Source organism: Rickettsiales bacterium (assembly GCA_035765535.1).
In the GTDB taxonomy this organism is placed as follows: Bacteria; Pseudomonadota; Alphaproteobacteria; order Rickettsiales; family JABCZZ01; genus JABCZZ01.
The window spans coordinates 101498-124995 of sequence record DASTXE010000005.1 but is presented as its reverse complement, the minus strand read 5'-3'; the positions used below and the strand labels follow the sequence as shown (position 1 = coordinate 124995).

The window sequence follows — 23498 nt, the reverse complement described above, 5'->3', positions numbered from 1 at the left end:
ACGTGAAATGATTAAAAGAGAAAAATACATGAGCGGCGTAATATTACTGGAATCCATAAAACAACTCACTGATAAGTATGATATTTTTATTCTTGATCTCTGGGGTGTAATCCATGATGGCCAGCATACTTATCCAAACGCTAAACGCACCTTGGAAGCCCTCAAACAGCATAACAAAAGGATTGTATTACTTTCTAACGCGCCGCGCCGGGCGCAGACCGTGGCGGAGATGATGCTTCACATGGGAATTACATCGGACATGTACGACAAAATCGTGACCTCAGGCGAAGTGTTCTACCAATGCCTCGCCCATCCGGAAAAATCCTTTTTCAAACCGCATGGAAGGCATTACATTTACATTGGTTTGGAAAAAGACCGCCATATCCTTGGAGGACTAAACTACACAGAAGTTAAACAGCCTGAATCCGCGCAATTCGTGCTGCTCTCCCACTCCTTCTACGACAATCAGCCGATTAAGGAACTAGTGCCGTTGATGAAGGAATGCATCAAGGCAAAACTGCCATTGCTCTGCGTCAATCCGGACAAGGAAGTCGTCAGCTTAAGCGGCCACCATGTATATTGCGCCGGTATACTCGCGGAGGAATACCGTATGATGGGCGGTGAAATCACTTATTTCGGTAAACCGCATCGCGCTGTGTATGAAGCCTCGCTGGAAGGGCTAGAACATCATGGCAAGAAGCGCATTATTGCGATTGGCGACAGTCTTGGCACCGATATTGCCGGAGCAGCCCGCACCGGCCTCGCAAACGTACTGGTCACGGGCGGAATCGTCAAAAAAACACTTGGGGAACCCTCCGCACCCGACTACAAAGAGAAGCTGGATAAATTGTTCAGGGATGAAGGAATAAAACCCGATTATGTAATTCCTGAGTTCATCTGGCAGTAACCGAAGTAAAACAAGAGTATGGAATGAGCACAATCATCGAACAAACCATATTTCTTTTAATCGTAGCGATTATCGTGGCGCTTGCAGCGCATAGACTGCGCCTACCCTATACGGTCGGGCTTGTGCTGACAGGTATTGTGCTTGCTCTTTTTCATGTCAGTCCCGGTCTCCGCCTGACGCATGAATTCATATTCGATGTTATCCTGCCGCCACTGTTATTTGAAGCCGCAATCAATTTACACTGGAAGGAATTGCGGCGTGATATGTTCCCTATTTTACTGCTTGCCAATGCCGGTGTCATTATCGCCGCATTATTCGTGACCTGGGGCATGGGGTATTTTCTGCAATGGCCTTTAAGCGCGGCGCTGGCATTTGGCGTGCTGATCTCCGCTACCGACCCGGTCGCCGTCATTGCCATGTTCAAGGACACGGGCGTGACAGGCCGACTGCGCCTGCTGGTGGAAAGCGAGAGTCTGTTTAACGACGGCGTAGCCGCAGTACTCTTTGCAGTCGTGCTGGCCTGGACACAGGCAACTGGAAGCGCAGCTGTATCCCCAGGTTCTGTATTACAGGCAATCGCATTCTCCGCAGGCGGCGGCATACTCGCAGGAGCGATATGCGCCTATGTCACTATGTTCCTTGCCGGCCGTGCCTCCGACCATCTTCTGGAAACCGCTCTGACCACCGTCATAGCGTATGGCTCATTCCTGCTGGCCGAGCACCTGCATGTTTCCGGTGTGCTGGCAACGGTAACAGCAGGCCTGATCATCGGCCATTCGGGAATTCAAAGCGAAGACGACAGTGAGCATAAGAAGAAACCCGTTTCCGAGCGCGGAAAAGCGTTTATTCTGGACTTCTGGGAGTTTGCGGCGTTCCTCGCCAATTCGATTATATTTCTGATGATGGGCTTGCGCGTGGCGGAAATTCCCTTCAACGCCATCACCAATATTGCCCTGCCCGTCGCCATCCTGCTGGTGTTAATTGGCAGGGCACTATCCGTCTATCCTTTATGCCTTCCGCTTAAGAAAACCAGATGGGCCATACCGGAAAAATACCAGCATGTTTTATGGTGGGGAGGCTTGCGCGGCGCATTGGCGCTCGCGCTAGTACTTTCTTTGCCTGAGACGATCCCGCTACATAACGAGATTGTTGTTGTGACCTTTACGACAGTGGCGTTTTCTGTACTGATACAAGGCATCACCATGCCATTGCTGCTCAAATTCCTTAAATACGGAAGCTCAGCGTAAACTATCCACCTTATCTGCAAGCCATGCGGCAAACGCAAAGCTGGAGGTGAACGCAGGCGAAACGGCATTGAGCACATGCAGGGACTTCTGATCGCCTTCCACGGCAAAATCCTGCACAAGCGATAAGGTTTTCTTATTCAGCAATTGCGCGCGGATGCCCGGCCTGCCCCACTGGCTGAATTTGGAAGCATCCAAGTTTCTGACCATCCTGAACGCATGCTCGATCAGGTTACTCTTGCGGTATTTCTGCATTTCCTCCAGTGCGAACGTCCTGAAGCCGAAGGAATTGCGCAGGAACAGATTGGCCTGCCAGTATAGAATCTCTGCCATCTCACGAGCATTGAAGTTAGAAAGCCCGTGGTAATTTTCGCGCCAGAAAGCTGGAATCGCCGTAGGACCGATGCGAATACTACCATCCACGCCAATGGCAAACTGCACGCCAAGGAAAGGCTTACGCATATCCGGCACGCCGTAAATCAGCGTATGCAGCGGTCGATCCTGTCCTGTATAATTCAGATACACACCTTTGAAAGGCAGCACCGTATAATCCGTGGCAAAGCCGAAATCCTGTGCCACATCCACCGCATAAAGCCCTGCACAGTTGATGATAACGCCACCTTCAAACACCTCGCCTCCGGCCATCACACGATTGCCACCGAGATTCTTCTGATACGGTGAGTTCAGAACGATCTTCACCCCCATATCGGTCAGGCGCGAACGCAGATGCCTGCATATTTCTACCGGATCGAACGTCGCTGTGGTCGGCGAGAGCAGCGCATATTCATGCGTACGCACATTCGGCTCAATCTCCACGGCTTCTTTTTCTGTGATCAGCTCCACCGGAACGCCGTTTACATCGCCGCGCCGTTTCAACTCGCGAAGCCCCTCCACTTCCTGTGCATCGACAGCGATAACCAGTTTACGGCATTCATTCAGGTGCAAGCCGTTTTCCTTGCAGTACGCGCGCAGTGCGCGGTTACCATCGCGGCAGAAGCGCGCCTTCAGTGAGTCGGCGGAATAATAAAAGCCCGCATGCAGCACGCCACTATTGCGGCCGCTAGCATGCCGTCCGACATCGGCTTCCTTCTCTAAGATTGTAACGGAAAGATCAGGGTGGCGTGTCTTTAGCGTATGCGCCGTGGTAAGCCCGATAATACCGCCGCCGATAATCAGGAAATCCATACACTTAGCCTTTCAATGGAAAGGGAGGAAACACGTATATATTTTTACATGAGACATTTTAACATATTGTTAAGGAATATAAAATAAAATTGGAACAGTTCCATCATTGCCAACAGCTTCATGCCATCCACACCCACCCTTTCCTTTCTGCCCGGAGAAACTGAACATATCCCTGCCGTTCCGGCTCATATTGAATATGCAGAGGGCGGACAGAGAATAGTGCGTAGCAGAACGTTCAACGAAATATTTAACGGCACACAAATTGCCTTTGATCCCAGCCCCCCTATGGGCCAAAGTGCTTCCATTGTTAACGAATTTCCTATTTTTATCAGACAGGATAAGCATTCACCTGACAATAAAGCAATTTTTAATGCCATTCGCGAAGTATTGCTGTCAGATGAAATCACACAATATTGCGCAGGCATAGAAGCACCGGACTTTGGTTATCCTGTGAGTATTCCCCAGGAGAATTCAAACCTTTACAGCTATAAGCTCACGTGTGGAAAAGGGCAGGCAGAAGTATTAGCAAGCCATATTCAAAATAAACTTATTGCTGCACTGGGAAGATTTCAGCCTATTGGAGAATCCAGTATTTTTGATACAGAAAGGCGAAGCAGGATTTACCCCCCTCCATCTCGCAACCCTCAACCGTATAAAGACATTGGAAATGTAGAGCTCTGGCTGGAAGCCCGTAGCGGTGAGAAGCTCACACTTTGTGAATGTAAACCGGCTGATTTGCAGGAAATCTATGAAATGGCTCTTTCCGGCATTGAGTTTGGCCCCTTCACGGGTAAGCTAAATCAGGAGGAAGACCGGCTTATCGATCTTGATCCTCATAGTTTCGCAGGCCGAAGAGATGAAACTACGCAAATGCATTTGGTAAGAAAATGGCTTTCACAGGAGTACAGACAATACAAGGAAGGCGACGAATCCATAGAACAATACTTTCAGCGCAGATACGATGCGACTTACAGTAATCCTGAAGGTGGGCCGCAGACCCTGCTGCTTAAAAGCGGAAATCAGGAACCACCGGCCATAGCATGTCATGACTACCTTTATACGGAAGCACTTGCTCCAAGAGGAAGGGATAGGAAATCTTATATTCTTAAACTATGCGGAACGAACGGTGAAACGCTTGGTATGATAGAGGGATTCTCTGTTGAGCAGGCATTCGGGAAAGGAACGGATCACACTGCAAAACCCGGACAGAAGGGTATAGGGTATGTACTGCTTGAAGAAGCCCAAGGAAAGGGGCTGGCGATACGAGGCAGTGTAGAAATGGTGCGCTTTCTCTATCAGCATACAGGAGCGACCAGCCTATATTCCGGTGCAGATCCTGATAATGAAGCAAGCTTACGCATATTATTCCTGCTTGGATTTCGCCCCAAAGAAACAGATGACGGAAAAATTAAGTTCCTGAAAGCCGAACAATCAGGCTATACGGATAAGAATGGCATCCCCCGTCCCCGAGTGGAAATGGAAATGAGCGAAGAAGCAATAATGGCATTGCTGACTAACCCTCAAGCCATAGACACAAGAGCCCACAAGGATACTATAGAAAACGATTATAACAGCTTCATCGCTCGCGTTCGTGAAGATAAAAAGGCGGTATTACCGCAAGCAAGCTGGCGCGAACGTACCTCTTCCCCTGTCACTGGAAATCGCCCATTACCGCCTCACTAGCTTTTTTACATCATGAACTTGCCGAAATGCCCCTGAATACCCTGCACTACAGGAGGCTCAATCCTGTGCACAAGTTCCACAGTGATTGCATGATAGGCTTTGTTACGGTCCATGATAGTGGCATTCTCAGGTAGCGTCATGGAGCTTTCGGAAGAGGCCTGAACCATCGCTAGAGGAAGCGCACTGATGCCGTCATATATTTTAATTTCCACCTCAAGCCTTCCGTTCAGTTCCTGCGTCTGCTCGGTTGTGAAATATCCCTCTACGCCGCTCTTCTTTTTGGGCAAGGATTTCTGCACAATATGCGCATCCTTAATGACCACTTCCGCACGACCAGTGTTCCCTTTGGCCACAAGCCGCTCATCCGACCATTGCCTCATCGCCTGCGCGGGCGTAATATCGGAAAGCAGCTCTACATTCGGCAATTCCTTGCTGGACTGATATTCATCCACAACGTTAACGCCTGCCACATTGAGCGTATATTGCTCACCGGCAAAGCTGACTGGCTCTTTATACGGTACGGCCGTGTCATTACAGGCGGACAATCCGGCCAGAAACAACACCATGGGTGCAATGGCTATTTTGCGCATAAAATTCCTCTAATATGATTGCATTTGCGCGAATATATCATGTAAGTTCAGCACTGGCAATTTGCTAAGAACAGGCCCATGAGCGAAAACAGCACGATCATATCCACATTCGGCACAAGTTACCGTGAGGTTGCCGTGGGCAATATCGCTATGGTCGCGGCTGAAAAACCGCTGAAACTTGAATGCGGTATGGAGATTGCCTCTTTTCCCGTCGCCTACCAGACCTACGGCAGGTTGAATGCGGAGAAAAGCAACGCCATTCTGGTCTGCCATGGCCTGACGGGCGATCAATATGCCGCTAGCCCCCATCCCGTCACCGGCAAGCCCGGCTGGTGGGAATCCATTATCGGTCCCGGCAAACCGCTCGATACGGAACGTTTCTTCATCGTCGCTTCTAATGTGATCGGCGGCTGCATGGGATCGTTCGGACCCAAATCCATAAATCCGGTCACTGGAAAGCCTTATGGGCTGGATTTCCCCGTCCTCACAATTAACGACATGGTACGTGCTCAGGCATTGCTACTGGACTACCTCGGCATTGCACAGCTTTTCTGCGTAATCGGCGGCTCCATGGGAGGCATGTTGACGCTTGCCTGGACAGCTCTTTACCCTGAACGTGTTTTTTCCGCGATCCCTATTGCCACCTCCGCAAGGCATTCAGCACAGAATATCGCATTCCATGAGATCGGCCGTCAGGCGATCATGGTGGACCCGGACTGGTGTGAAGGACGCTATTACGACGAAAAGAAGATACCGGAAAAAGGACTCGGCGTTGCACGCATGGCAGCGCATGTAACCTATCTTTCCGACAACGCACTGCACAGAAAATTCGGACGCACTTTACAGGACCGCGAACAGGTATCTTATGGTTTTGAGGCGGATTTCCAGGTGGAGAGTTATCTGCGCCATCAGGGAGCCGCTTTTGTGGAACGGTTCGATGCCAATTCCTATTTCTATATCACCCGTGCGATGGATTATTTCGACCTCACACAAAACGGCGGGCTGACGCAGTGTTTCAAGGGCACCAAAATCCGCTTTCTTGTCATTTCATTCACCTCGGACTGGTTGTTCCCCTCTTCGGAAAGCCGCAATCTTGTACGCGCGCTGAATGCCGTCGCGGCGAATGTAAGCTTTGCTGATATCACCACGGATAAAGGACACGATGCTTTCCTACTCGACGAGCCTGAATTCTTCGCAAGCGTCGGCGGTTTCATCAACGGCTCCGCCAAGGTAAGGGGAATATGATATGACATTACGCCCTGCCCTTAAAGTGATTGCAGATTTCGTGCCCGAAGGCAGCAAGGTGTTGGATATTGGCTGCGGCGATGGTGAGTTATTAAGTCTGCTGGCATCGGAAAAGAAAGTGGACGGGCGCGGGCTGGAATTAAGCCAGTCCGGCGTGAATGCCGCCATTGCGAAAGGCATTTGCGTCGTGCAGGGAGATGCGGATACCGACCTGCAATACTATCCCGACAAGGCCTATGATTACGTAATCCTGAGCCAGACACTGCAGACTATGCGCGCACCTAAAGAGGTACTGGCCAACCTCGTGCGCATCGGCAAACACGCTATCGTTTCCGTGCCCAATTTCGGCTACTGGAAAAACCGTGCTTATCTTGGGTTTCTGGGGCGCATGCCGGTTACCAAAACACTCTCCTATCAGTGGCACGACACACCGAACATCCATTTCTGTACGCTGACCGATTTCGTCGAGCTATGCGACCTGATGCATATCACAATCGACAAGCGCGTTTATATCGATGACCGAGGGATGCCTTCTTACTTCCAGGGCAAAGGCATGTTCGCCAACCTGTTCGGCGAAGAAGGCATCTTTGTCCTGCACGGAAACTGATTTCACCTAATACTTAATGCTGCAGCCGTAAGAAGGAGAAAAATCCGGATTCGGTTTTTGCCCCGCAAGCACGGCGTCAATCGCATTGGCCGCAAACGGAGTGGCTTTGGCAAGCGATGCCGGATCGGTGGAGGGAACGCTGTCAATCGCACCTTCATAAGCCAGTTTGCCTTGGGGATCGATCACGAATATATGCGGTGTCGTCTTTGCGCCGTAGAGGTGTCCTATCTTACCATCTGCATCCATCAACACATGCGTTGCATGATTGTGATTCTCAGTATTCTGCTGCTTGAATTGATCCTGCGTAAAATAACCCTGCTTGCCCGGCGCGGAAGACATTACGCTCAGCCAGACAATACCTTTCTGCGTATATTTTTCCTGCAGCGTTGGAAGGTTGCCGCTGGAATAATGCATATGGTCGAACGGGCAACCGTAATTCGCCCAGTCGAGCACCACAATTTTACCCTTTAAGGAAGAAAGCTTTACCTTCGTGCCGTCTGTAGCCTTCGCAGTAAAATCTGGCGCATCCTGTCCCGGCGTAAGTTCAGCGGCTATAGCAACGGAGGACATGCCCGCAATAATCAAGCTGATGAGAATATTTCTGACGGCACTGCGCATAGGCTTCCCCCGTAGGTTGATTACTGGAGGGCAGATGTTAGCGCCTGCTTGTCCTTCTGTGCAAGTACATTTCTTACCTGTTGCAACCTCGCAATCATCTGTCCCAATAAGGGGGCAATCGTATGATTGGCAGCGGAAACTTTTGAGAGCAGGAGTTGCGGATCGTCCATACGCGCGGCCGTCATATCCGCAAATCCCGTTCCGGCATATCGCACAGGGTTTATTCCGGCTTGCTCCTGTAAGAGCGAAGCCGTGGCAATAAGACATGCGCCGATAAGCGCAGCAAATAACATCGCCGGATTACCCGCCTCTCCTTCTCCCGGCGGGTTGGCCTTGAGTTCGCCATGAATCTGCATGGTAAAGCGCAATAAATCATCGATCGCATGACCGACACAATCAGCATTTTCGATATAAATATCCGCCCACAACGCAGCATCCGAGCGCGTAAGACGAGTAAAGCGCACATATTTATCGTCCGTAACCGCACGGTCAATCAACGGTGCAACGGCGAACGCGACCGCCTGCGGCAGATGGGAAACATAAGCATAAATGAGATCATGCAAAGCGGCGGGCATAAACTCTACCTTCGCGCCAATCCTCTCCCAGAAATCGCGCACTTCATTCACAGGCTCCGAACGCAGGTCTGCTTCTTCCGGAGTCAGGATGACTTTCTTTCCGGAAAAGAGCGAAGCCGCGGAAGCTTCAGCCCCAGTCTTCTCGCTGCCTGCTATCGGATGCGCAGGCACATAATGTGCATGCGGCGGCAGATACGGCATGATTGCAGCAATGGCGCTTTGTTTGACAGACCCTACATCCGTTACGATTGCGCCCGGCTTTAGCTCTATAGCTATTTCCTGCATCAGCCCGGCAAAAGCTTGCGGCGGCGTGGCCAGTACAACAATATCGGCATCCTTGACCGCTTCCCCTGCGGTTTGATGCGCGGAATGTATGAAGCCGGTCTTTAGGGCATAATCAAGCGCACGCTCTGAGTGGTTATAAGCTGCAATATGCGTAGCCAGCCCTTTTTCAGCCAGCGCACGCGCAACAGAGCCGCCGATGAGACCAAGCCCCAATATCGCAACACGTTTATAAACGGCTTGCGTCACGCGTTGCTTTCCACAAAAGCTTTCAGCCCATCCACAAGCGCACGGTTTTCTTCTTCCGTACCGATGGTAATACGCAGACAATCAGGTAAACCGTATTCTCCCACTTCACGCGGTATGATTCCACGCTCCAGCAGAAAAGCATTGGCCGCCTGTGCGCTGAGCTTGCCGCCTGGGAATTGCACGAGGATAAAATTAGCTGCCGAAGGGTGCACTGTCATCACATTAGAGGCCAGCTGTTTGCTCACCCATTCACGCCATTTGGTATTATGCTCCTTTGCCTTTTGAACATACTGCACGTCCTTAATGGCAGCAACACCGGCAGCCTGTGCAACGGCGGAAACGTTAAATGGTCCACGCACGCGGTTTAGCACATCGGCAATACCTTCAGGAAAATAGCCCCATCCCAGACGCAAAGCCGAGAGTCCATATATCTTGGAGAACGTCCTGAGCATGACCACGTTATGCGCTTCATCTACTAATTCGCGCCCGTCAGAATAATCCGGCGAATCCACATATTCCGCATAAGCATCGTCAATCACGAGAATCACATTTTCTGGCAATCCCTTATGCAGACGTTTAAGTTCGCTGGCTGGAAGGCAGGAGCCCGTAGGATTATTCGGGTTGGCAATGAATACCAGCTTCGTGCGCGGCGTCACATGCGCTAATATCGCATCCACATCCGCAATCAGATTTTTCTCAGGTGCCACGACTGGTGTAGCCCCGGCTCCGAGTGTATAAATCTTATACATCAGGAAACCATGCTGGCTGTACAGCACTTCATCACCTGACCCGGCATAGGCATTCACCAGCAGCCCAATCAGTTCGTCGGAACCCGCACCGCAGACAATGCGCGCCGGATTCATTTTATAAACCTGCCCGATCGCTTCACGCAGTTCCGCGCAGCGACTGTCAGGATAGCGGTGAACTTTCGCAGCGCTTTCCGCAATCGCCTGCACGGCTAACGGGCTCGCACCGAGATTATTTTCATTAGAGGAAAGCTTGATGATCTTCTGCGTTCCGGCCTTGGATTTTCCGGCAACGTAAGGCTTGATGGACATAATGCCCGGTTGGGGCTGCGGCAGTGACATAGATTCCTCTGGGTTAGACAGTGATGGGAGCAGCATACGCGCCAAGCAGCGTTACAGCAAACCCGGTTTTATGTTGTATATCCGAAATGACAGCGCTGTCAGCGGCAATAAAACCTTGTGCTTCAACAAGGCAGACGCCATCTTCGCACGTGTCAGCCAACCTGGCTTTGACATCATGACTGAAAAACAGTGCTTGGAGTTTGGATTCGTTGAAAGAAGCATCAGCTTTGATACTCATCAGGCTTATATCGTCACCGGTATTCTCCGGCTCGAGCCTGGCAGCCGCTAGGGCTTGGATAGAAGAGTTCTGGGGTAACAGGAAAGGTATGCAGGCGAATATTTTTATATCGTGAGGCAACTCGCGCCACCATCGCCCTCTCACAGGAAACACGCCAACCTGTGCCTTACCGGAAGCAAGGTCTTGCCATACACTCTCGGTATTATCATGCCCTGAAACCGGTAGGACATTGCCAAAATATTCACGCGCCAGCCAATAGACTGCTTCTTCACCCTGCGGAACATAGGTTGAAACAGACATGGCGGATTCCAGGGAAAGCGACGCGCAGATAATCATGCGCCACATCTGGATCGAGGCTTCCGCTGGAAATATGCCGGATTTCAACTTTGTATAAATACGGCGGACCACTTCCGCCTCACGGCCTGAGCGAATATAGCAAATGCCTTCGCGCTGGCTGTTTTTCTTGGCAATACCGACCCTTTTGACAATCGCTGAACGCTCATTCAGCAAAGCGATGATCTTATCGTCAATCGCATCTATTTCCGCACGGAATTGAGATATGTCAGTGTTGGCCATAAACACACATAAAAAAGTTGCAGGCACCGGCCCATAAGCCAATGCCTGCAACCCGCTAAACGTGAAGCAGCATTAGACGCTGTAGTACATCTGGAATTCAACCGGAGCCGGCGAGTGTTCCCACTTATACACTTCTTCCATCTTCAGTTCGATATACGCATCGATCTGTTCGTCCGTGAACACGTCACCCTTCTTGAGGAAGGCGCGGTCGGCAGAGAGAGCTGCCAGCGAATCACGCAAGGAACCACTGACGGTCGGAACGTTCTTGAGTTCTTCCGGCGGCAGGTCATAGAGATTCTTATCCATTGCATCGCCGGGGTGGATCTTGTTCTCGATACCGTCAAGGCCCGCCATCATCATGGCAGCGAATGCATAATAGGGGTTTGCGGTCGGATCAGGGAAGCGGACTTCGATACGCTTGCCTTTCGGATTTGCCACATACGGAATACGGATGGAAGCCGAACGGTTGCGCGAAGAGTAAGCCAGCAGCACCGGAGCTTCAAAGCCCGGGATCAGGCGCTTGTAGCTGTTGGTGGACGGGTTGGTAAACGCGTTGAGCGCCTTGGCATGCTTAATGATACCGCCGATATAGTACAGGCACATTTCGGACAGGTCTGCATAACCGTTACCGGCGAACAGCGGCTTGCCTGCTTTCCAGATCGACTGGTGAACGTGCATGCCGGAACCGTTATCGCCCGAAATCGGCTTGGGCATGAAGGTTACGCTCTTGCCATAGGAATGTGCTACGTTATGCACAACATATTTATATTTCTGCACGTTATCAGCAGTAGCGGTCAGCGTGCTGAAATCGAAACCGAGTTCGCACTGGCCGGGAGCCACTTCATGGTGGTGCAGTACGCCGGAAAGGCCGACTGCGTCCAGCACGGAGATCATTTCAGCACGCATATCGGACAGGGAGTCAACCGGCTGAACGGGGAAATAACCGCCTTTAACGCCCGGACGGTGACCCATATTACCGGTTTCGTACACTTTGCCGGTGTTATGAGGGGATTCTTCGGAATCCAGCGAGTAGAACGCTTCGTTCATGCTGACTTTATAGCGAACGTCATCAAACACGAAGAATTCGAGTTCAGGGCCGAAATAAGCTTTATCGCCAAGGCCGGTGTAAGCCAGGTACTGCTCAGCGCGCTTAGCGGTCGAACGCGGGTCGCGGCTATAGTTCTGGCCGGTCGAGGGTTCGATAACGTCGCAGAAGATCACGATCGTCGGCTGAGCCGTGAACGGATCGAGGAACGCAGTGGAAGCATCCGGCATCAGGATCATGTCGGATTCATTGATCGACTTCCAGCCAGCGATGGAGGAACCATCGAACATGATGCCGTCTTCAAAAACGCCCTTATCGACTTTCTTAGCCGAATAAGCGGTATGCTGCCATTTCCCCTTCGGGTCGGTAAAGCGGAAATCGACGAACTGTACCTCATGTTCCTTAATCAGGTTCAGAGCGTGGCTAATTGCATTATTTTTGTCAGACATGTCCTTTTCTTTCTTTTGATTGGAATAAAACTCTTAGATGGCGGCGCTTCCCTTTTCGCCCGTGCGGATGCGGATGACTTCCGCCACGTCAGAAACGAAGATTTTGCCGTCCCCGATTTTGCCGGTACGGGAAGCATTGACGATCGCTTCAATCACGCGCTCCGCCATGCCGTCCTCGACTACGATAACGACCATTACTTTTGGAAGGAAGTCAACAACATACTCCGCGCCGCGGTATAATTCGGTATGGCCTTTCTGGCGACCGAACCCCTTAACTTCGGCGACAGTCAACCCCTGGATCCCTATCTCCTGCAGGGCTTCCTTGACTTCGTCCAGCTTGAAAGGCTTGATGATGGCTTCAATTTTTTTCATAAATCCCTCTGGCTGGGGGACATTACTAAATACACTTCAAGAATTTTTCAAGAAAAATAGTTTTTTGTTTGACCTTTGGGAGAATTTTGTTTTTATGCACACTCTTGAAACATGGCGGATGTAGCTCAGTTGGTTAGAGCGCCAGATTGTGATTCTGGATGTCGGGGGTTCGAGTCCCCTCATTCGCCCCATTTTCCCGTTTATTAGTCGAAATCCTTGCGAATTGCCATTAGACATTTGCTGATACCGCGTTATTATCAAGCAAACATAGTAGTTTAATATACGGCCTTACATGAATGCCCCTCTTGAGAAACCGCATATACTCGTGGTAGATGACGATACGCGACTGCGTGAGCTCTTACAGACCTACCTGCGTGACCAGGGGTTCGCCGTAACGGTCGCCGTAAACGCAAAAGATGCCCGGGCAAAATTAGCGCTCTTCCGTTTCGATCTTATGGTGCTGGACGTGATGATGCCTGGAGAAACTGGAGTGGAGCTTGCACACTCCTTAAAAAGAGAGGTCATTATCCCTCCCATCCTGCTACTGACCGCTATGGCGGAAACGGAAGACAGGATCACAGGTCTTGAAACGGGGGCGGATGATTACCTTACCAAACCGTTCGAACCGCGGGAACTGGTGCTGCGCATCCAGGCGATACTGCGCCGCACGAATATCACTTCCGCTAAAACCTTTATCCAATTCGGAGAATTCCGCTTCGACCTGACCAACGGGAACCTGCAGAAAAATACGGAAACTATCTTCCTGACCACCAGCGAATCGCAACTACTCAAAACACTGGCGGAAAATTCTCCGGAAGCAGTCACACGCAGCGATCTCGCGAAAAGTCTCGGTATCGGCGACAACGAACGCAATGTAGACGTACAGATCACCCGTTTGCGTAAAAAGATTGAAGCAGACAGCAGCAGACCTGTATATATAAAGACCGTACGCGGTTCCGGTTACGCGCTTTCCTCTGACTGAGAGATGAAATAATGACCCGCCTTAAACGCCTTCTTCCCACCAGCCTGTTCACACGAGCCCTGCTAATCCTCGTGCTGCCGATGTTGATCATGCAGACAGTCGCGATCTATGTATTCTATATTGCGCATTGGGAACATGTGGAGCGTCATTTTTCAATCACACTGGCCGGAGATATCGCGTTTCTCGTGGAAGAATTCAAGCATTCCGACGATAAAGAACGCCAGAAGCTGGTGCGTATGGCCTACCGCTTTATGGATATCGATATCTCAAAGAAACCTTCCGATCCTTCCGGCTCGCATTACCCCAGCGCCACGGACGACAAGATGTTCAAGACCGTCGCCTCGCAACTGCGCGATACGATTGAAGAGCCGTTCCTGATCCGTCGTTCACGCGGCAATAGCAACGTCATCCTGCTGATCCAGATGAAGGACTATGTGCTCCAGATGCAGTTCTCACTCAAACGGCTTATCAGCGTCAGCGGATGGGTTTTCATTATCTGGATGGTGAGTTCGGCCATGCTGCTGGTGCTGGTGGCAACGATATTCATGCGCAATCAGATCCGCCCGATCGCCAAACTCGCGGAAGTAGCCGAGAAATTCGGTAAGGGCCAAGATGATATTGAGTTTCGCCCGCAAGGAGCAAGCGAGGTGAGGCAGGCAGGTCGTTCATTCCTTGCCATGCGTGAACGCCTGAAGCGAATGATTGGTGCACGCACGGAAATGCTGGCCTCAATCTCGCACGATCTGCGCACACCGCTCACACGTATGAGACTGGCGCTCGCCATGCTGCCCGACCAGAAATACAGCAAGCCTCTGCTGGCTGACGTGCAGGATATGGAAAACATGATTCAGGAGTATCTGGACTTCGCACGCGGCAAAGGCGGGGAAAAGGCAAAACTCGTCGATATTTCAACTCTGCTTGGCGATGTCGTAGGCAAATATGCTTCTCAAGGAAAAGACGTCAAACTCATATCTACCACGCATACGCAGGTGACATTATTCCGCAATGCCATGTGCCGCTGTCTGAACAACGTGATCGATAACGCCCTTCGCTACGGCCAGCGCTGTGAAATCTCTGTACGGGAGACACGCGGCCATGTGGAAATCATGCTGGATGATTACGGTCCCGGTATTCCGCCGGATGAAAGAGAGACCGCCCTGCAGCCTTTCAAGCGCCTTGATATCTCCCGCAATCTCGACACGAGCGGCGCCGGGCTTGGTCTTTCTATCGTACAGGATATCATTCTCCGCCACGGTGGAGAAATGGCACTGGAGGATGCGCCAAGCGGTGGCTTACGCGTGAGACTCAGCCTACCCGCCTAATCCGGAAGGAACCCACCTGCCTGCATTTTCCAGAGCTTAGCATAATGGCCGTTCGCCGCTAGCAACTCGGCATGCGTTCCGTCTTCGGTAATCGAGCCATCTTTGAACACCAGTACGCGATCCAGATGCGCAAGCGTGGAAAGCCGGTGCGCAATGACAATCGTTGTGCGCCCGGCCATGAGTGTATTCAGGCTCTCCTGAATGTATTTTTCCGTAACAGAGTCAAGCGCTGAAGTTGCTTCGTCCAGGATAAGAATAGGGGCGTTTTTGAGCATGGCACGTGCAATAGCAATGCGTTGCCGCTGGCCGCCGGAAAGCTTGATACCGCGTTCGCCCACCAGCGAATCGTAGCCTTCCTCCAGCTTCAGGATAAATTCATGGCAGTGCGCTCGTTTGGATGCTTCGATTACCTCTTCATCCGTCGCCTCCATACGCCCATAACGTATATTCTCCATCAGCGTGCGGTGAAAGAGCGAAGAATCCTGCGGAATCATAGCAATGGATGCACGAAGACTATCCTGCGTCACTTTGGCAATATCCTGCCCATCTATGAGTATGCGCCCGCCTTCCACATCGTAAAGCCGCAGGATAAGGTTAACGAATGTGCTCTTGCCGCTGCCGGAAAATCCCACCAGTCCCACTCGCTGACCGGAAGGAATGGTAATATTTTTATCGCGGAAGATATCCTTGCCCGGCCGGTACTGGAAATGCACATTGTCGAATGCGATCTCTCCCCCGCTCACTTTCAGCGTTCCCGCATCCGGCGCATCCACAACGCCATGCGCGCCGCTGACAATCGTCAGCGCCTGTTTGCACACTCCAATTTCACTGAACAGCATCGGCAGCTCCATGCCGAGCTGCCAGACCGTTTCCAATATGCCGAAACCACTGTAAAGGATGAATACGGCATCCCCCAGCCCTACACTACCGTGACTCCAGCCAAAAACAATGGCCGCCATGAGCCCCGCCCCCATCGCCAGCCCCGGCCACTCAAAGATTAACCGCACCTTCCACATTTCAAACAATACTCTGCGGTTGCTTGTCTGTTCAGTAGCCTGAAACCCTCCGATATAGGATTGCTCCGCCTGTCTGCGGGCAAACAGCCGCACGGCCGAATTATTCGTCAGCGAGTCGATAACGTGACCATGCAGGCGCGTGCGGTCTTCGGCATTGATTGCAGAAAAGCGTGCAACACGGCGCGTAATGAAATAACCGATTCCCACCTGCGTTACGACAAATGCCGCCACGATCAGTGCAAATACCGCATGGATATGCGCCATCATGACGATGCCCGCTAGTGCAACACTAAGCGTGCCGACGATGCGCCAGCGCACAAGGTCGACGAGCGCACTGGCCGCGCGCGGCAGATCGGAAATCTTTCCGGCAATGCTGCCGGCGAAATGATCAGCAAAATACTGGTGCGAATGCTGCTGTACATACTCCACGACACTCATGCGTATCGCTGCCTGAAATTTTGGAATGGTGTGGACATATACAATTTCCTGCGAGCGGAAAAAGACGATCCAGCCGAGCCACACACCGAAATACATCGCAATCGGCTTCCATAAACTGTCGATGACATGGGAATGCTGCTTGTCGAGCAGCATCATGGCATCCACAAGCATCTTCAGCGCATAGGGAAACAGATTAACCGCAAGAATGCGAGCAGCCGGCACTAACAGCAGAATGGCAAACTGCCATTTCCACTTGCATATGAAGTGCCAGAGGAACGAAGGCACATCGGAAGGAAAACGCGGAGTATTCATAGGAAAGCCGTTTCTTGAGCGTATACGCACAATACCACAGGCGCATTAACAAGGGGTTAATACAGTGCGGAAAACTAATTTACGATAGGGACTCTGGACGAGCATAGCGAGGACTAGCGCCATTGAGGCGCGCAGCCTGCGTGGCGCTCTTGAACGCAAATACAAAACTACTGCAGCAGTTCGTAACCCGGCAACGTCAGGAATTCCGTGAACTCTTCCTGCTTCACAAGCTTTTCCAGCAGCTTTGCAGCACGAGCGAACAAGCTGTCATCGAACTGATCTCCCAGCTTCTCACGGATTGTTGCGATTTCCTGCGGCAGCAACTGGCGGAAAAGATCATACGTCACTTGCCTGCCGTCATCGAGTTTGGCTTTATGGTGCACCCATTGCCAGATCTGCGAGCGCGAAATTTCTGCCGTTGCAGCGTCTTCCATCAGGTTGTTGATCGGCACGCAGCCATTGCCGCCGATCCATGCCGCAATATATTGCAGGCCTACACTGATATTGCCACGCAGGCCCGCTTCCGTAATGGTTCCTTCCGGAATCGCGAGCAGGTCCTTGGCAGTCACATTCACATCTTCACGTTTACGGTCAATCTGGTTGGGCTGCGGCATAATGCGGTTAAACACATCCATCGCCACCGGCACCAATCCCGGATGCGCAACCCAGGTGCCATCATGGCCGTCACCGGCTTCACGCTCCTTATCGGCGCGCACGGCGGCAATCGCCTTGTCATTGGCTGCTTCGTCATTCTTAACCGGAATAAAAGCCGCCATACCGCCCATAGCCATTGCGCCGCGCCTGTGCGTGGTCTTGATAAGCAACTGCGAATAAGAACGCAGGAAGTGCGTCGTCATTGTGACCTGCGCGCGTTCCGGAAGCATGAAATCCGGTCTTGCATGGAATTTCTTGATGAAGCTGAAAATATAGTCCCAGCGTCCGCAGTTCAGCGCCACGCAATAATCCTTAAGCGCGTGAATGATCTCATCCATCTGGAATGTGGCATTGATCGTTTCAATCAGCAGCGTTGCCTTGATAGTTCCACGCTTCAGTTCCAACGTCTCTTCAGCAAACTGGAAAATATCGCGCCACAGCTCAGCTTCCTTATAATGCTCGGTTTTAGGCAGGTAGAAATAGGGACCGCTATCGTTTGCAAGCAGCGCTTTTGCATTGTTATAAAAATAGATGCCGAAATCCAGAAACGCACCGGGAATTTCCTTGCCGTCCACCAGCACATGTTTTTCATTCAGATGCCAACCGCGCGGGCGCACGATAAGTACGGCAGTCTTCTCATTCAACTGATACTGTTTGCCTTCGGGGCTGACATAACGGATCGTGCGGCTGACAGCATCACGCATGTTGATCTGCCCCTGCACGACCGCCTCCCATACGGGAGACAGCGAATCTTCAAAATCCGCCATGAATACTTTGGCACCGGAATTTAGTGCGTTGATTACCATCTTACGTTCAACCGGACCCGTGATTTCCACGCGCCTGTCCTGCAGGTCTTTCGGAATGCCCGCAATACCCCAGTCGCTTTCGCGGATATTCTTGGTCTCCGGCAGGAAATCCAGCAACTCACCTTTATCGAGTCTGGATTGTACCTCAGCACGTGCGGCAAGCAGTGCGTCGCGACGCGCCGAGAACTTCCGTGCAATCTCAGCCACGAATGCAAGCGCTTCCGCTGTAAACACAGTCTCTCCGCCCGGAACATAGGCTCCTTTGATCGTCATGCCGGCAGGAACAGGATAGGCATTAGCCAGGTTCTTCGCAGTGGACTGGGACATCGCAACACTCCTTATAAAGCAATATTATCAATCAGCCTTGTATTACCAAGATATGCCGCCGCAAGCAAGCGCGCAGGCTTCTTTACTTCGGAAATCGGCGCTAATGTCTCAGCATCGCGCACCTCGAGATAGTCAATGCTGCGGAATCCGTTTCGAAGTAGCACATCTTTACCGGTCGACACCGCTTCCGCAATATTCTGTCCCGCTTTGATATCTTCTGCAACACGCAGCATGGCCTGGTAAAGCGATGCCGCTTTTTCACGCTCTTCTGGGCTCAGATAGCGGTTACGAGAGGAAAGTGCGAGCCCGTCCGCTTCACGCATCAGCGGCGCACCGATAATACGCACCGGGATATCCAGATCACGTGTAAACTGGCGGATGATATGGAGCTGCTGATAGTCCTTCTCACCAAATATCGCCACGTCCGGCATTGCCTGCATAAAAAGCTTTGTTACAACCGTTGCAACCCCGTCAAAATGGCCGGGACGGAACGCTCCGCATAGCTGGCTGGAAATTCCCGGCACCTGCACGATCGTGATCGCATTTTTGCCATAGACTTCATCCACGCTCGGAATATAGGCGATCGTGCACCCGGCAGCTTCCAGCTTGCGCACATCCTCTTCTTCCGTACGCGGGTATTTTGCAAAATCCTCATTCGGCCCAAATTGGGTCGGATTTACAAATATGCTTGTCACCACCGCATCCGCATGCTGCAACCCAATTCGCACGAGCGAAATATGCCCATCATGCAGCGCCCCCATAGTCGGCACAAGTGCAATGGTCTTGCCGGCTTTACGCAACCGCGCTACCGCTTCCCGTAAATCTGTTTTTGTTCTGACGATTTCCATAAAAAGGCTTTTTATCTTATTTGGGGGATGATATGCAAACGCTAACTGCAAAAAGGAGGAGACGCCATGGAAAACAGCATTACCACGGAAACCCTGCAGATCGCCGTTGGCGGCAGTGCATCGTCTATGGGTATATATGTCGCTCGTCCCGCCCAGGAAGGCAAATATCCTGCCTGTATCGTATGCGGTGAACTGTTCGGCATGACCGAGCATATTATGGATATCACGCGCCGCCTGGCAAAACTCGGCTATGTTGCCGCTACATTCGATTTTTATCACCGCAGCGCTCCCGGCGTTCAGTTACCTTATGACGAAGCAGGACGGGATAAGGGCTTCGAATTGCTGCACCAGCTAAAACGGGAAGACGTGGTGAACGATGTCCAAAGCCTGTTGCAATATTTGCGCGGCCGCAAGGACGTTATTCCTAAAATCGGTATCGTGGGCTTTAGCCTCGGTGGGCATATCGCCTTTCTGGCGGCAACGCAGCTCGACCTGGCCGTATGCGTATCATTCTATGGCGGGTGGCTCACCAATACAGAAATTTCACTGAGCCAGCCAGAACCAACCGTCAATCTTTCTCCCGGTATCGCAAAACACGGAGGCCGCGTTCTGTATATGGTCGGCGATCTGGATCATGCAGTGAGCAAGGAACAGACGAGCGCTCTGGAAGCAGGGCTGAAAGCTGCAGGCGTAAAACATGAAGTAATCCGCTACCCCGGCGTCAAGCACGGCTTCTTCGCGGATGTACGCAATACATACGACGCTGATGCCAGCAAAAACGCCTGGGAACATATGCAGAAAGTGCTCAAGGAAGAACTGGGCAATTAACGCTCTATTCCTCCGGAACCGGAGGGACCTGTGCGACTGCTCCATGAATTTCCGCGATGGCGCTGGCTGAGAATCTCAACCGCTTCTGCCGCAGGAATAAGCGCACCGCCTTCCTCGGGTCCTATTGTCTGCAATGCGTCTATGAGATTCTTCAATCGCCCTCTGCCTCCCATATACTGAGGGAGATTTTCCACACGCCGGGCCAGTCGCTCTAAAAAATTTGTAGTACGAAAATCGGCAAACGATAATCTTTCTATGGAAGCAATAACCACCGTCATATTCTCGTTGGTGATACCTTCCTCACCAATCCTGTGCATTAACGGTTCAAACAGCATCGGCTGAGGTCGCAAAGAAGAGGTTATTTGAGAAGGCACAGGCTGATCCAGCCCTCTCCCTTCCGTTTGCGTATTAAGCCGGATTTGTTCGATAACATTACGCAGGCTGGCAAACTCCGGATCATCGGGTAATTGTTCCACCAAACCCGCAAGACGGTTAATTCCTTCCCAGCTACCGCACTCTAGCACAAAAAAGTCAACCGGAACTGTTTCCCTGAGCAAACCGGCAATCCTATCTGCATTCGCATGAGTAATACCGTCATTATTGACAATCTCCACAGCAGTAATGACATCCCGCATGCGAGGAGAAAGTCCTAGTCTTTCACCTAGGAATTCCTGCTTTAGGGGTCCAAGTCTTACCGGTGTTTGCGCCTGATAAGAACTGATATCATCTATATTGACAACAGGCCGCCCTAAGCTATCCGAAATAGACGAAACCATAATATATTGTAATAACTAAATTATTTAAACCCAATTATATTGTTTATCTATCTGTCCGATTCCATTATACGAGAAATAGATAAATAAAAGATGAACAAAGGTTAGAATCCAAGCACATGCGTCCGGATAAGCTGTTCTCTCTCTTTTCCGATATTACGCGCCTGAACGGGGTCGGTCCCGGGGCAAAAAAGGCGCTTGCCCGGCTTTTCGGCAAAAATGAATTTGGCCGCATACTGATACGCGACCTTGTGTTTCACCTCCCCGTCAGCGTAATCGACCGCAGACATACGCCACCGCTGCACGAGGCTAAAGAAGGGGATATCGTTTCACTGATCGTGACAGTCGAAACGCATCAGCCGTCGGAACGCAGGGGAGGGAAAAAACCTTACAAAGTAATCTGCCACACGGCAGAGGGTTATATCACACTTGTGTTCTTCCATGCCCGCCCCGATTACATCAAATCCATGCTGCCTGTAGGAGCGCAAAAGGCCGTTAGCGGTAAACTGGAGCGTTACGGACAGGCGCCGCAAATTACCCATCCGGATATCATCGCTCCGGCAGGCGATCTGCAAAAAATCATGTCGCTGGAAACGGTCTATGGCCTCACCTACGGCCTTACCAATCGGCATCTGTGCAAAATCATCCAGTCCGCACTGCAATTACTGCCGGATATGCCTGAATGGCTGGATATGCATCACCTGCAGAGCAAGCACTGGAAAGACTGGAAAACTTCTCTGCTGGCTGTGCATAATCCACATGTGCCGGAAGAGTTACTCCCGCTCAGCCCGGCGCGTGAACGTCTGGCTTATGATGAAATACTGGCTAATCAGCTGGCGTTGGCACTGGTGCGCAACCGCCTGCGACGCAAGCTGACTGAGCCGATGCCTGCTCTCTTTACCTTGCGTAATAAAGTTAGCAGTACCCTTCCCTATAGCCTGACCCAAGGACAACAGAAAGTACTCGCGGAAATCGACGAGGATTTGTGCAGCGGCACCCGCATGCTGCGCCTGCTGCAGGGCGATGTTGGCAGCGGTAAGACAGTTGTGGCGCTGATGGCAATGCTACGTGCCGTTGAAGCGGGCGGTCAGGCGGCATTGATGGTGCCGACAGAATTGCTCGGCAGGCAACATTTCGCATTTTTAGAACGTTATGCAAAACCTGCCGGAGTGCGCATTTCACTGCTGACCGGGAGTCTTAAGACAAAAGAACATGAAGCCGTATTGGCTAAGATCGCAGCCGGAGAAACCGATATTGTGATCGGCACGCATGCTTTGTTTCAGGATAAGGTTGTCTTCAAGAATCTTGCTCTCGCCGTCATTGACGAGCAGCACCGTTTCGGCGTTGCGCAAAGGCTGGCACTGACGGGAAAAGCTAAAGACACGCATGTGCTCGTGATGACAGCCACCCCCATTCCGCGCACGCTGACCATGACGGCCTTCGGCGACATGGATTGCTCCATTCTCGCGGAAAAACCGGCAGGCAGGCTGGAAATCACGACCAAGGCCATCCCCATTTCACGCAGCGAGGATGTATTGCAGGGAATAGAACGCACGATCGCCAAAGGTGAAAAAGTGTATTGGATATGCCCGCTTGTTGAAGAAAGCGACGACGAAAACGTGCCAAGCGACCTTGCTGCGGCAGAAGCTAAATACATCGAATTTACGCACCGCTTTAAAGGACGCGCGGGCATGGCGCATGGTCGCATGAAAGCCGAAGAGCGCGATGCCGTCATGAGCGGATTCGCAGGCAGCCAGTACGATATTCTGGTTGCCACGACCGTTGTGGAGGTTGGTGTAGACGTGCCGGATGCAACCGTCATCGTCATCGAACATGCAGAACGTTTTGGCCTGGCACAATTGCATCAGTTGCGCGGGCGCGTCGGCAGAAGCGACAAGCAATCCTCCTGCATCTTGCTCTACACTGACGAATGCAACGATATCGCCAAGTCACGCCTCAGAATCATCCGCGAGACCAATGACGGCTTCCGCATTGCCGAGGAAGACATGCGTCTGCGCGGCAGTGGCGACATTTTAGGCACACGCCAGAGCGGAATGATGGAGTTTCATTTTGCCGATCTTTTACAAAACCAGGAATTACTGTATGCTGCCCACCAGGACGTGAAGCTTATTCTGCATAATGACGCAGAACTGAAGTCTGCACGCGGTGAGGCGCTTAAATGCCTGCTGTATCTATTTGGCTATGACGAAAATATAAGGTTTTTAAACGCCGGGTAAAA

At 51.5% G+C, this 23498-nt stretch carries 21 protein-coding genes and 1 tRNA gene; 10 read left to right on the top strand and 12 right to left on the bottom strand.

Features of this window, described 5'->3' with window-relative positions:
• Window positions 1-28: 28 nt before the first annotated feature.
• Entirely contained in the window at window positions 29-907 is an 879-nt protein-coding gene (locus tag VFT64_08155; GenBank protein HEU5047799.1) for a TIGR01459 family HAD-type hydrolase, read from the top strand.
• A 23-nt stretch (window positions 908-930) separates the two neighbouring features.
• Window positions 931-2154: a sodium:proton antiporter gene (locus tag VFT64_08150; protein HEU5047798.1), complete on the top strand. Its 1224-nt coding sequence runs from the start codon at window positions 931-933 to the stop codon at window positions 2152-2154.
• Here VFT64_08150 and lhgO read toward each other — a convergent pair.
• On the bottom strand, window positions 2146-3336 hold the full coding sequence (gene lhgO / locus VFT64_08145) for an L-2-hydroxyglutarate oxidase (protein HEU5047797.1): 1191 nt from the start codon (window positions 3334-3336) through the stop codon (window positions 2146-2148). The two genes, VFT64_08150 and lhgO, sit on opposite strands and share 9 nt — an antisense overlap.
• Window positions 3337-3456: 120 nt before the next feature.
• Here lhgO and VFT64_08140 point away from each other — a divergent pair, with 120 nt between their 5' ends.
• Entirely contained in the window at window positions 3457-5019 is a 1563-nt protein-coding gene (locus tag VFT64_08140) for a GNAT family N-acetyltransferase (protein HEU5047796.1), read from the top strand.
• 5 nt (window positions 5020-5024) lie between these two features.
• On the opposite strand, the gene VFT64_08135 is transcribed toward VFT64_08140, so the two are convergent.
• A complete protein-coding gene (locus VFT64_08135) occupies window positions 5025-5609 on the bottom strand; it encodes a hypothetical protein (protein HEU5047795.1) in 585 nt (194 codons plus the stop codon).
• Between the two features lie 78 nt (window positions 5610-5687).
• Between VFT64_08135 and VFT64_08130 the strand changes: the two genes are divergently transcribed.
• Both VFT64_08130 and metW read left to right on the top strand, forming a co-directional pair.
• Entirely contained in the window at window positions 5688-6854 is a 1167-nt protein-coding gene (locus tag VFT64_08130) for a homoserine O-acetyltransferase (protein HEU5047794.1), read from the top strand.
• Between the two features lies 1 nt (window position 6855).
• Window positions 6856-7461 (top strand): methionine biosynthesis protein MetW, encoded by a 606-nt coding sequence (gene metW, locus VFT64_08125; protein ID HEU5047793.1) that lies wholly within the window; start codon window positions 6856-6858, stop codon window positions 7459-7461.
• 6 nt (window positions 7462-7467) lie between these two features.
• Here the strand turns inward: metW and VFT64_08120 are convergent, their stop codons facing one another.
• The 6 genes from VFT64_08120 to VFT64_08095 all read right to left on the bottom strand — a co-directional run bounded on the left by VFT64_08120 (window position 7468) and on the right by VFT64_08095 (window position 12953).
• Window positions 7468-8079, bottom strand: coding sequence for a redoxin domain-containing protein (locus VFT64_08120; GenBank protein ID HEU5047792.1), 612 nt, complete (start codon window positions 8077-8079; stop codon window positions 7468-7470).
• 20 nt (window positions 8080-8099) lie between these two features.
• Window positions 8100-9185 (bottom strand): prephenate dehydrogenase/arogenate dehydrogenase family protein, encoded by a 1086-nt coding sequence (locus tag VFT64_08115; GenBank protein ID HEU5047791.1) that lies wholly within the window; start codon window positions 9183-9185, stop codon window positions 8100-8102.
• Window positions 9182-10273 (bottom strand): histidinol-phosphate transaminase, encoded by a 1092-nt coding sequence (hisC, locus tag VFT64_08110; GenBank protein ID HEU5047790.1) that lies wholly within the window; start codon window positions 10271-10273, stop codon window positions 9182-9184. Before hisC ends, VFT64_08115 begins: the two co-directional genes overlap by 4 nt.
• A gap of 13 nt (window positions 10274-10286) precedes the next feature.
• Window positions 10287-11087: a chorismate mutase gene (locus VFT64_08105; GenBank protein HEU5047789.1), complete on the bottom strand. Its 801-nt coding sequence runs from the start codon at window positions 11085-11087 to the stop codon at window positions 10287-10289.
• A gap of 72 nt (window positions 11088-11159) precedes the next feature.
• Complete coding sequence (gene glnA, locus VFT64_08100; GenBank protein HEU5047788.1) at window positions 11160-12581, bottom strand: type I glutamate--ammonia ligase; 1422 nt, start codon at window positions 12579-12581, stop codon at window positions 11160-11162.
• A 33-nt stretch (window positions 12582-12614) separates the two neighbouring features.
• Window positions 12615-12953 (bottom strand): P-II family nitrogen regulator, encoded by a 339-nt coding sequence (locus tag VFT64_08095; GenBank protein ID HEU5047787.1) that lies wholly within the window; start codon window positions 12951-12953, stop codon window positions 12615-12617.
• Between the two features lie 114 nt (window positions 12954-13067).
• Here VFT64_08095 and VFT64_08090 point away from each other — a divergent pair.
• The 3 genes from VFT64_08090 (at window position 13068) to VFT64_08080 (ending at window position 15257) form a co-directional block, all read left to right on the top strand.
• A tRNA-His gene (locus VFT64_08090) sits at window positions 13068-13144 on the top strand.
• 101 nt (window positions 13145-13245) lie between these two features.
• Window positions 13246-13935, top strand: a complete 690-nt coding sequence (locus VFT64_08085; GenBank protein HEU5047786.1) for a response regulator — start codon at window positions 13246-13248, stop codon at window positions 13933-13935.
• A gap of 11 nt (window positions 13936-13946) precedes the next feature.
• Window positions 13947-15257, top strand: a complete 1311-nt coding sequence (locus VFT64_08080; GenBank protein ID HEU5047785.1) for an ATP-binding protein — start codon at window positions 13947-13949, stop codon at window positions 15255-15257.
• Here VFT64_08080 and VFT64_08075 read toward each other — a convergent pair.
• From VFT64_08075 to panC, 3 genes are all read right to left on the bottom strand, one after another.
• Window positions 15254-17023 (bottom strand): ABC transporter ATP-binding protein, encoded by a 1770-nt coding sequence (locus VFT64_08075; GenBank protein HEU5047784.1) that lies wholly within the window; start codon window positions 17021-17023, stop codon window positions 15254-15256. The two genes, VFT64_08080 and VFT64_08075, sit on opposite strands and share 4 nt — an antisense overlap.
• A gap of 167 nt (window positions 17024-17190) precedes the next feature.
• On the bottom strand, window positions 17191-18810 hold the full coding sequence (aceB, locus tag VFT64_08070) for a malate synthase A (GenBank protein HEU5047783.1): 1620 nt from the start codon (window positions 18808-18810) through the stop codon (window positions 17191-17193).
• Between the two features lie 11 nt (window positions 18811-18821).
• On the bottom strand, window positions 18822-19658 hold the full coding sequence (panC, locus tag VFT64_08065; protein ID HEU5047782.1) for a pantoate--beta-alanine ligase: 837 nt from the start codon (window positions 19656-19658) through the stop codon (window positions 18822-18824).
• Window positions 19659-19724: 66 nt separating this feature from the next.
• Between panC and VFT64_08060 the strand changes: the two genes are divergently transcribed.
• The gene (locus tag VFT64_08060; protein HEU5047781.1) at window positions 19725-20486 is read left to right on the top strand and encodes a dienelactone hydrolase family protein; all 762 of its coding nucleotides are present in this window, start codon (window positions 19725-19727) and stop codon (window positions 20484-20486) included.
• Here VFT64_08060 and VFT64_08055 read toward each other — a convergent pair.
• Window positions 20483-21262: a hypothetical protein gene (locus tag VFT64_08055; protein ID HEU5047780.1), complete on the bottom strand. Its 780-nt coding sequence runs from the start codon at window positions 21260-21262 to the stop codon at window positions 20483-20485. The two genes, VFT64_08060 and VFT64_08055, sit on opposite strands and share 4 nt — an antisense overlap.
• Window positions 21263-21378: 116 nt before the next feature.
• On the opposite strand from VFT64_08055, the gene recG reads away from it, so the two are divergent.
• Window positions 21379-23496, top strand: coding sequence for an ATP-dependent DNA helicase RecG (recG, locus tag VFT64_08050; GenBank protein HEU5047779.1), 2118 nt, complete (start codon window positions 21379-21381; stop codon window positions 23494-23496).
• The last annotated feature ends 2 nt before the right edge of the window (window positions 23497-23498 follow it).

Bases quoted from the DNA above. Each gene is read 5' to 3' on its own strand.
- VFT64_08155 (HEU5047799.1), top strand. From the start codon at position 29: ATGAGCGGCGTAATATTACTGGAATCCATAAAACAACTCACTGATAAG.
- VFT64_08150 (HEU5047798.1), top strand. From the start codon at position 931: ATGAGCACAATCATCGAACAAACCATATTTCTTTTAATCGTAGCGATT.
- lhgO (HEU5047797.1), bottom strand. From the start codon at position 3,336: ATGGATTTCCTGATTATCGGCGGCGGTATTATCGGGCTTACCACGGCG.
- VFT64_08140 (HEU5047796.1), top strand. From the start codon at position 3,457: ATGCCATCCACACCCACCCTTTCCTTTCTGCCCGGAGAAACTGAACAT.
- VFT64_08135 (HEU5047795.1), bottom strand. From the start codon at position 5,609: ATGCGCAAAATAGCCATTGCACCCATGGTGTTGTTTCTGGCCGGATTG.
- VFT64_08130 (HEU5047794.1), top strand. From the start codon at position 5,688: ATGAGCGAAAACAGCACGATCATATCCACATTCGGCACAAGTTACCGT.
- metW (HEU5047793.1), top strand. From the start codon at position 6,856: ATGACATTACGCCCTGCCCTTAAAGTGATTGCAGATTTCGTGCCCGAA.
- VFT64_08120 (HEU5047792.1), bottom strand. From the start codon at position 8,079: ATGCGCAGTGCCGTCAGAAATATTCTCATCAGCTTGATTATTGCGGGC.
- hisC (HEU5047790.1), bottom strand. From the start codon at position 10,273: ATGTCACTGCCGCAGCCCCAACCGGGCATTATGTCCATCAAGCCTTAC.
- VFT64_08105 (HEU5047789.1), bottom strand. From the start codon at position 11,087: ATGGCCAACACTGACATATCTCAATTCCGTGCGGAAATAGATGCGATT.
- glnA (HEU5047788.1), bottom strand. From the start codon at position 12,581: ATGTCTGACAAAAATAATGCAATTAGCCACGCTCTGAACCTGATTAAG.
- VFT64_08095 (HEU5047787.1), bottom strand. From the start codon at position 12,953: ATGAAAAAAATTGAAGCCATCATCAAGCCTTTCAAGCTGGACGAAGTC.
- VFT64_08085 (HEU5047786.1), top strand. From the start codon at position 13,246: ATGAATGCCCCTCTTGAGAAACCGCATATACTCGTGGTAGATGACGAT.
- VFT64_08080 (HEU5047785.1), top strand. From the start codon at position 13,947: ATGACCCGCCTTAAACGCCTTCTTCCCACCAGCCTGTTCACACGAGCC.
- VFT64_08075 (HEU5047784.1), bottom strand. From the start codon at position 17,023: ATGAATACTCCGCGTTTTCCTTCCGATGTGCCTTCGTTCCTCTGGCAC.
- aceB (HEU5047783.1), bottom strand. From the start codon at position 18,810: ATGTCCCAGTCCACTGCGAAGAACCTGGCTAATGCCTATCCTGTTCCT.
- panC (HEU5047782.1), bottom strand. From the start codon at position 19,658: ATGGAAATCGTCAGAACAAAAACAGATTTACGGGAAGCGGTAGCGCGG.
- VFT64_08060 (HEU5047781.1), top strand. From the start codon at position 19,725: ATGGAAAACAGCATTACCACGGAAACCCTGCAGATCGCCGTTGGCGGC.
- VFT64_08055 (HEU5047780.1), bottom strand. From the start codon at position 21,262: ATGGTTTCGTCTATTTCGGATAGCTTAGGGCGGCCTGTTGTCAATATA.
- recG (HEU5047779.1), top strand. From the start codon at position 21,379: ATGCGTCCGGATAAGCTGTTCTCTCTCTTTTCCGATATTACGCGCCTG.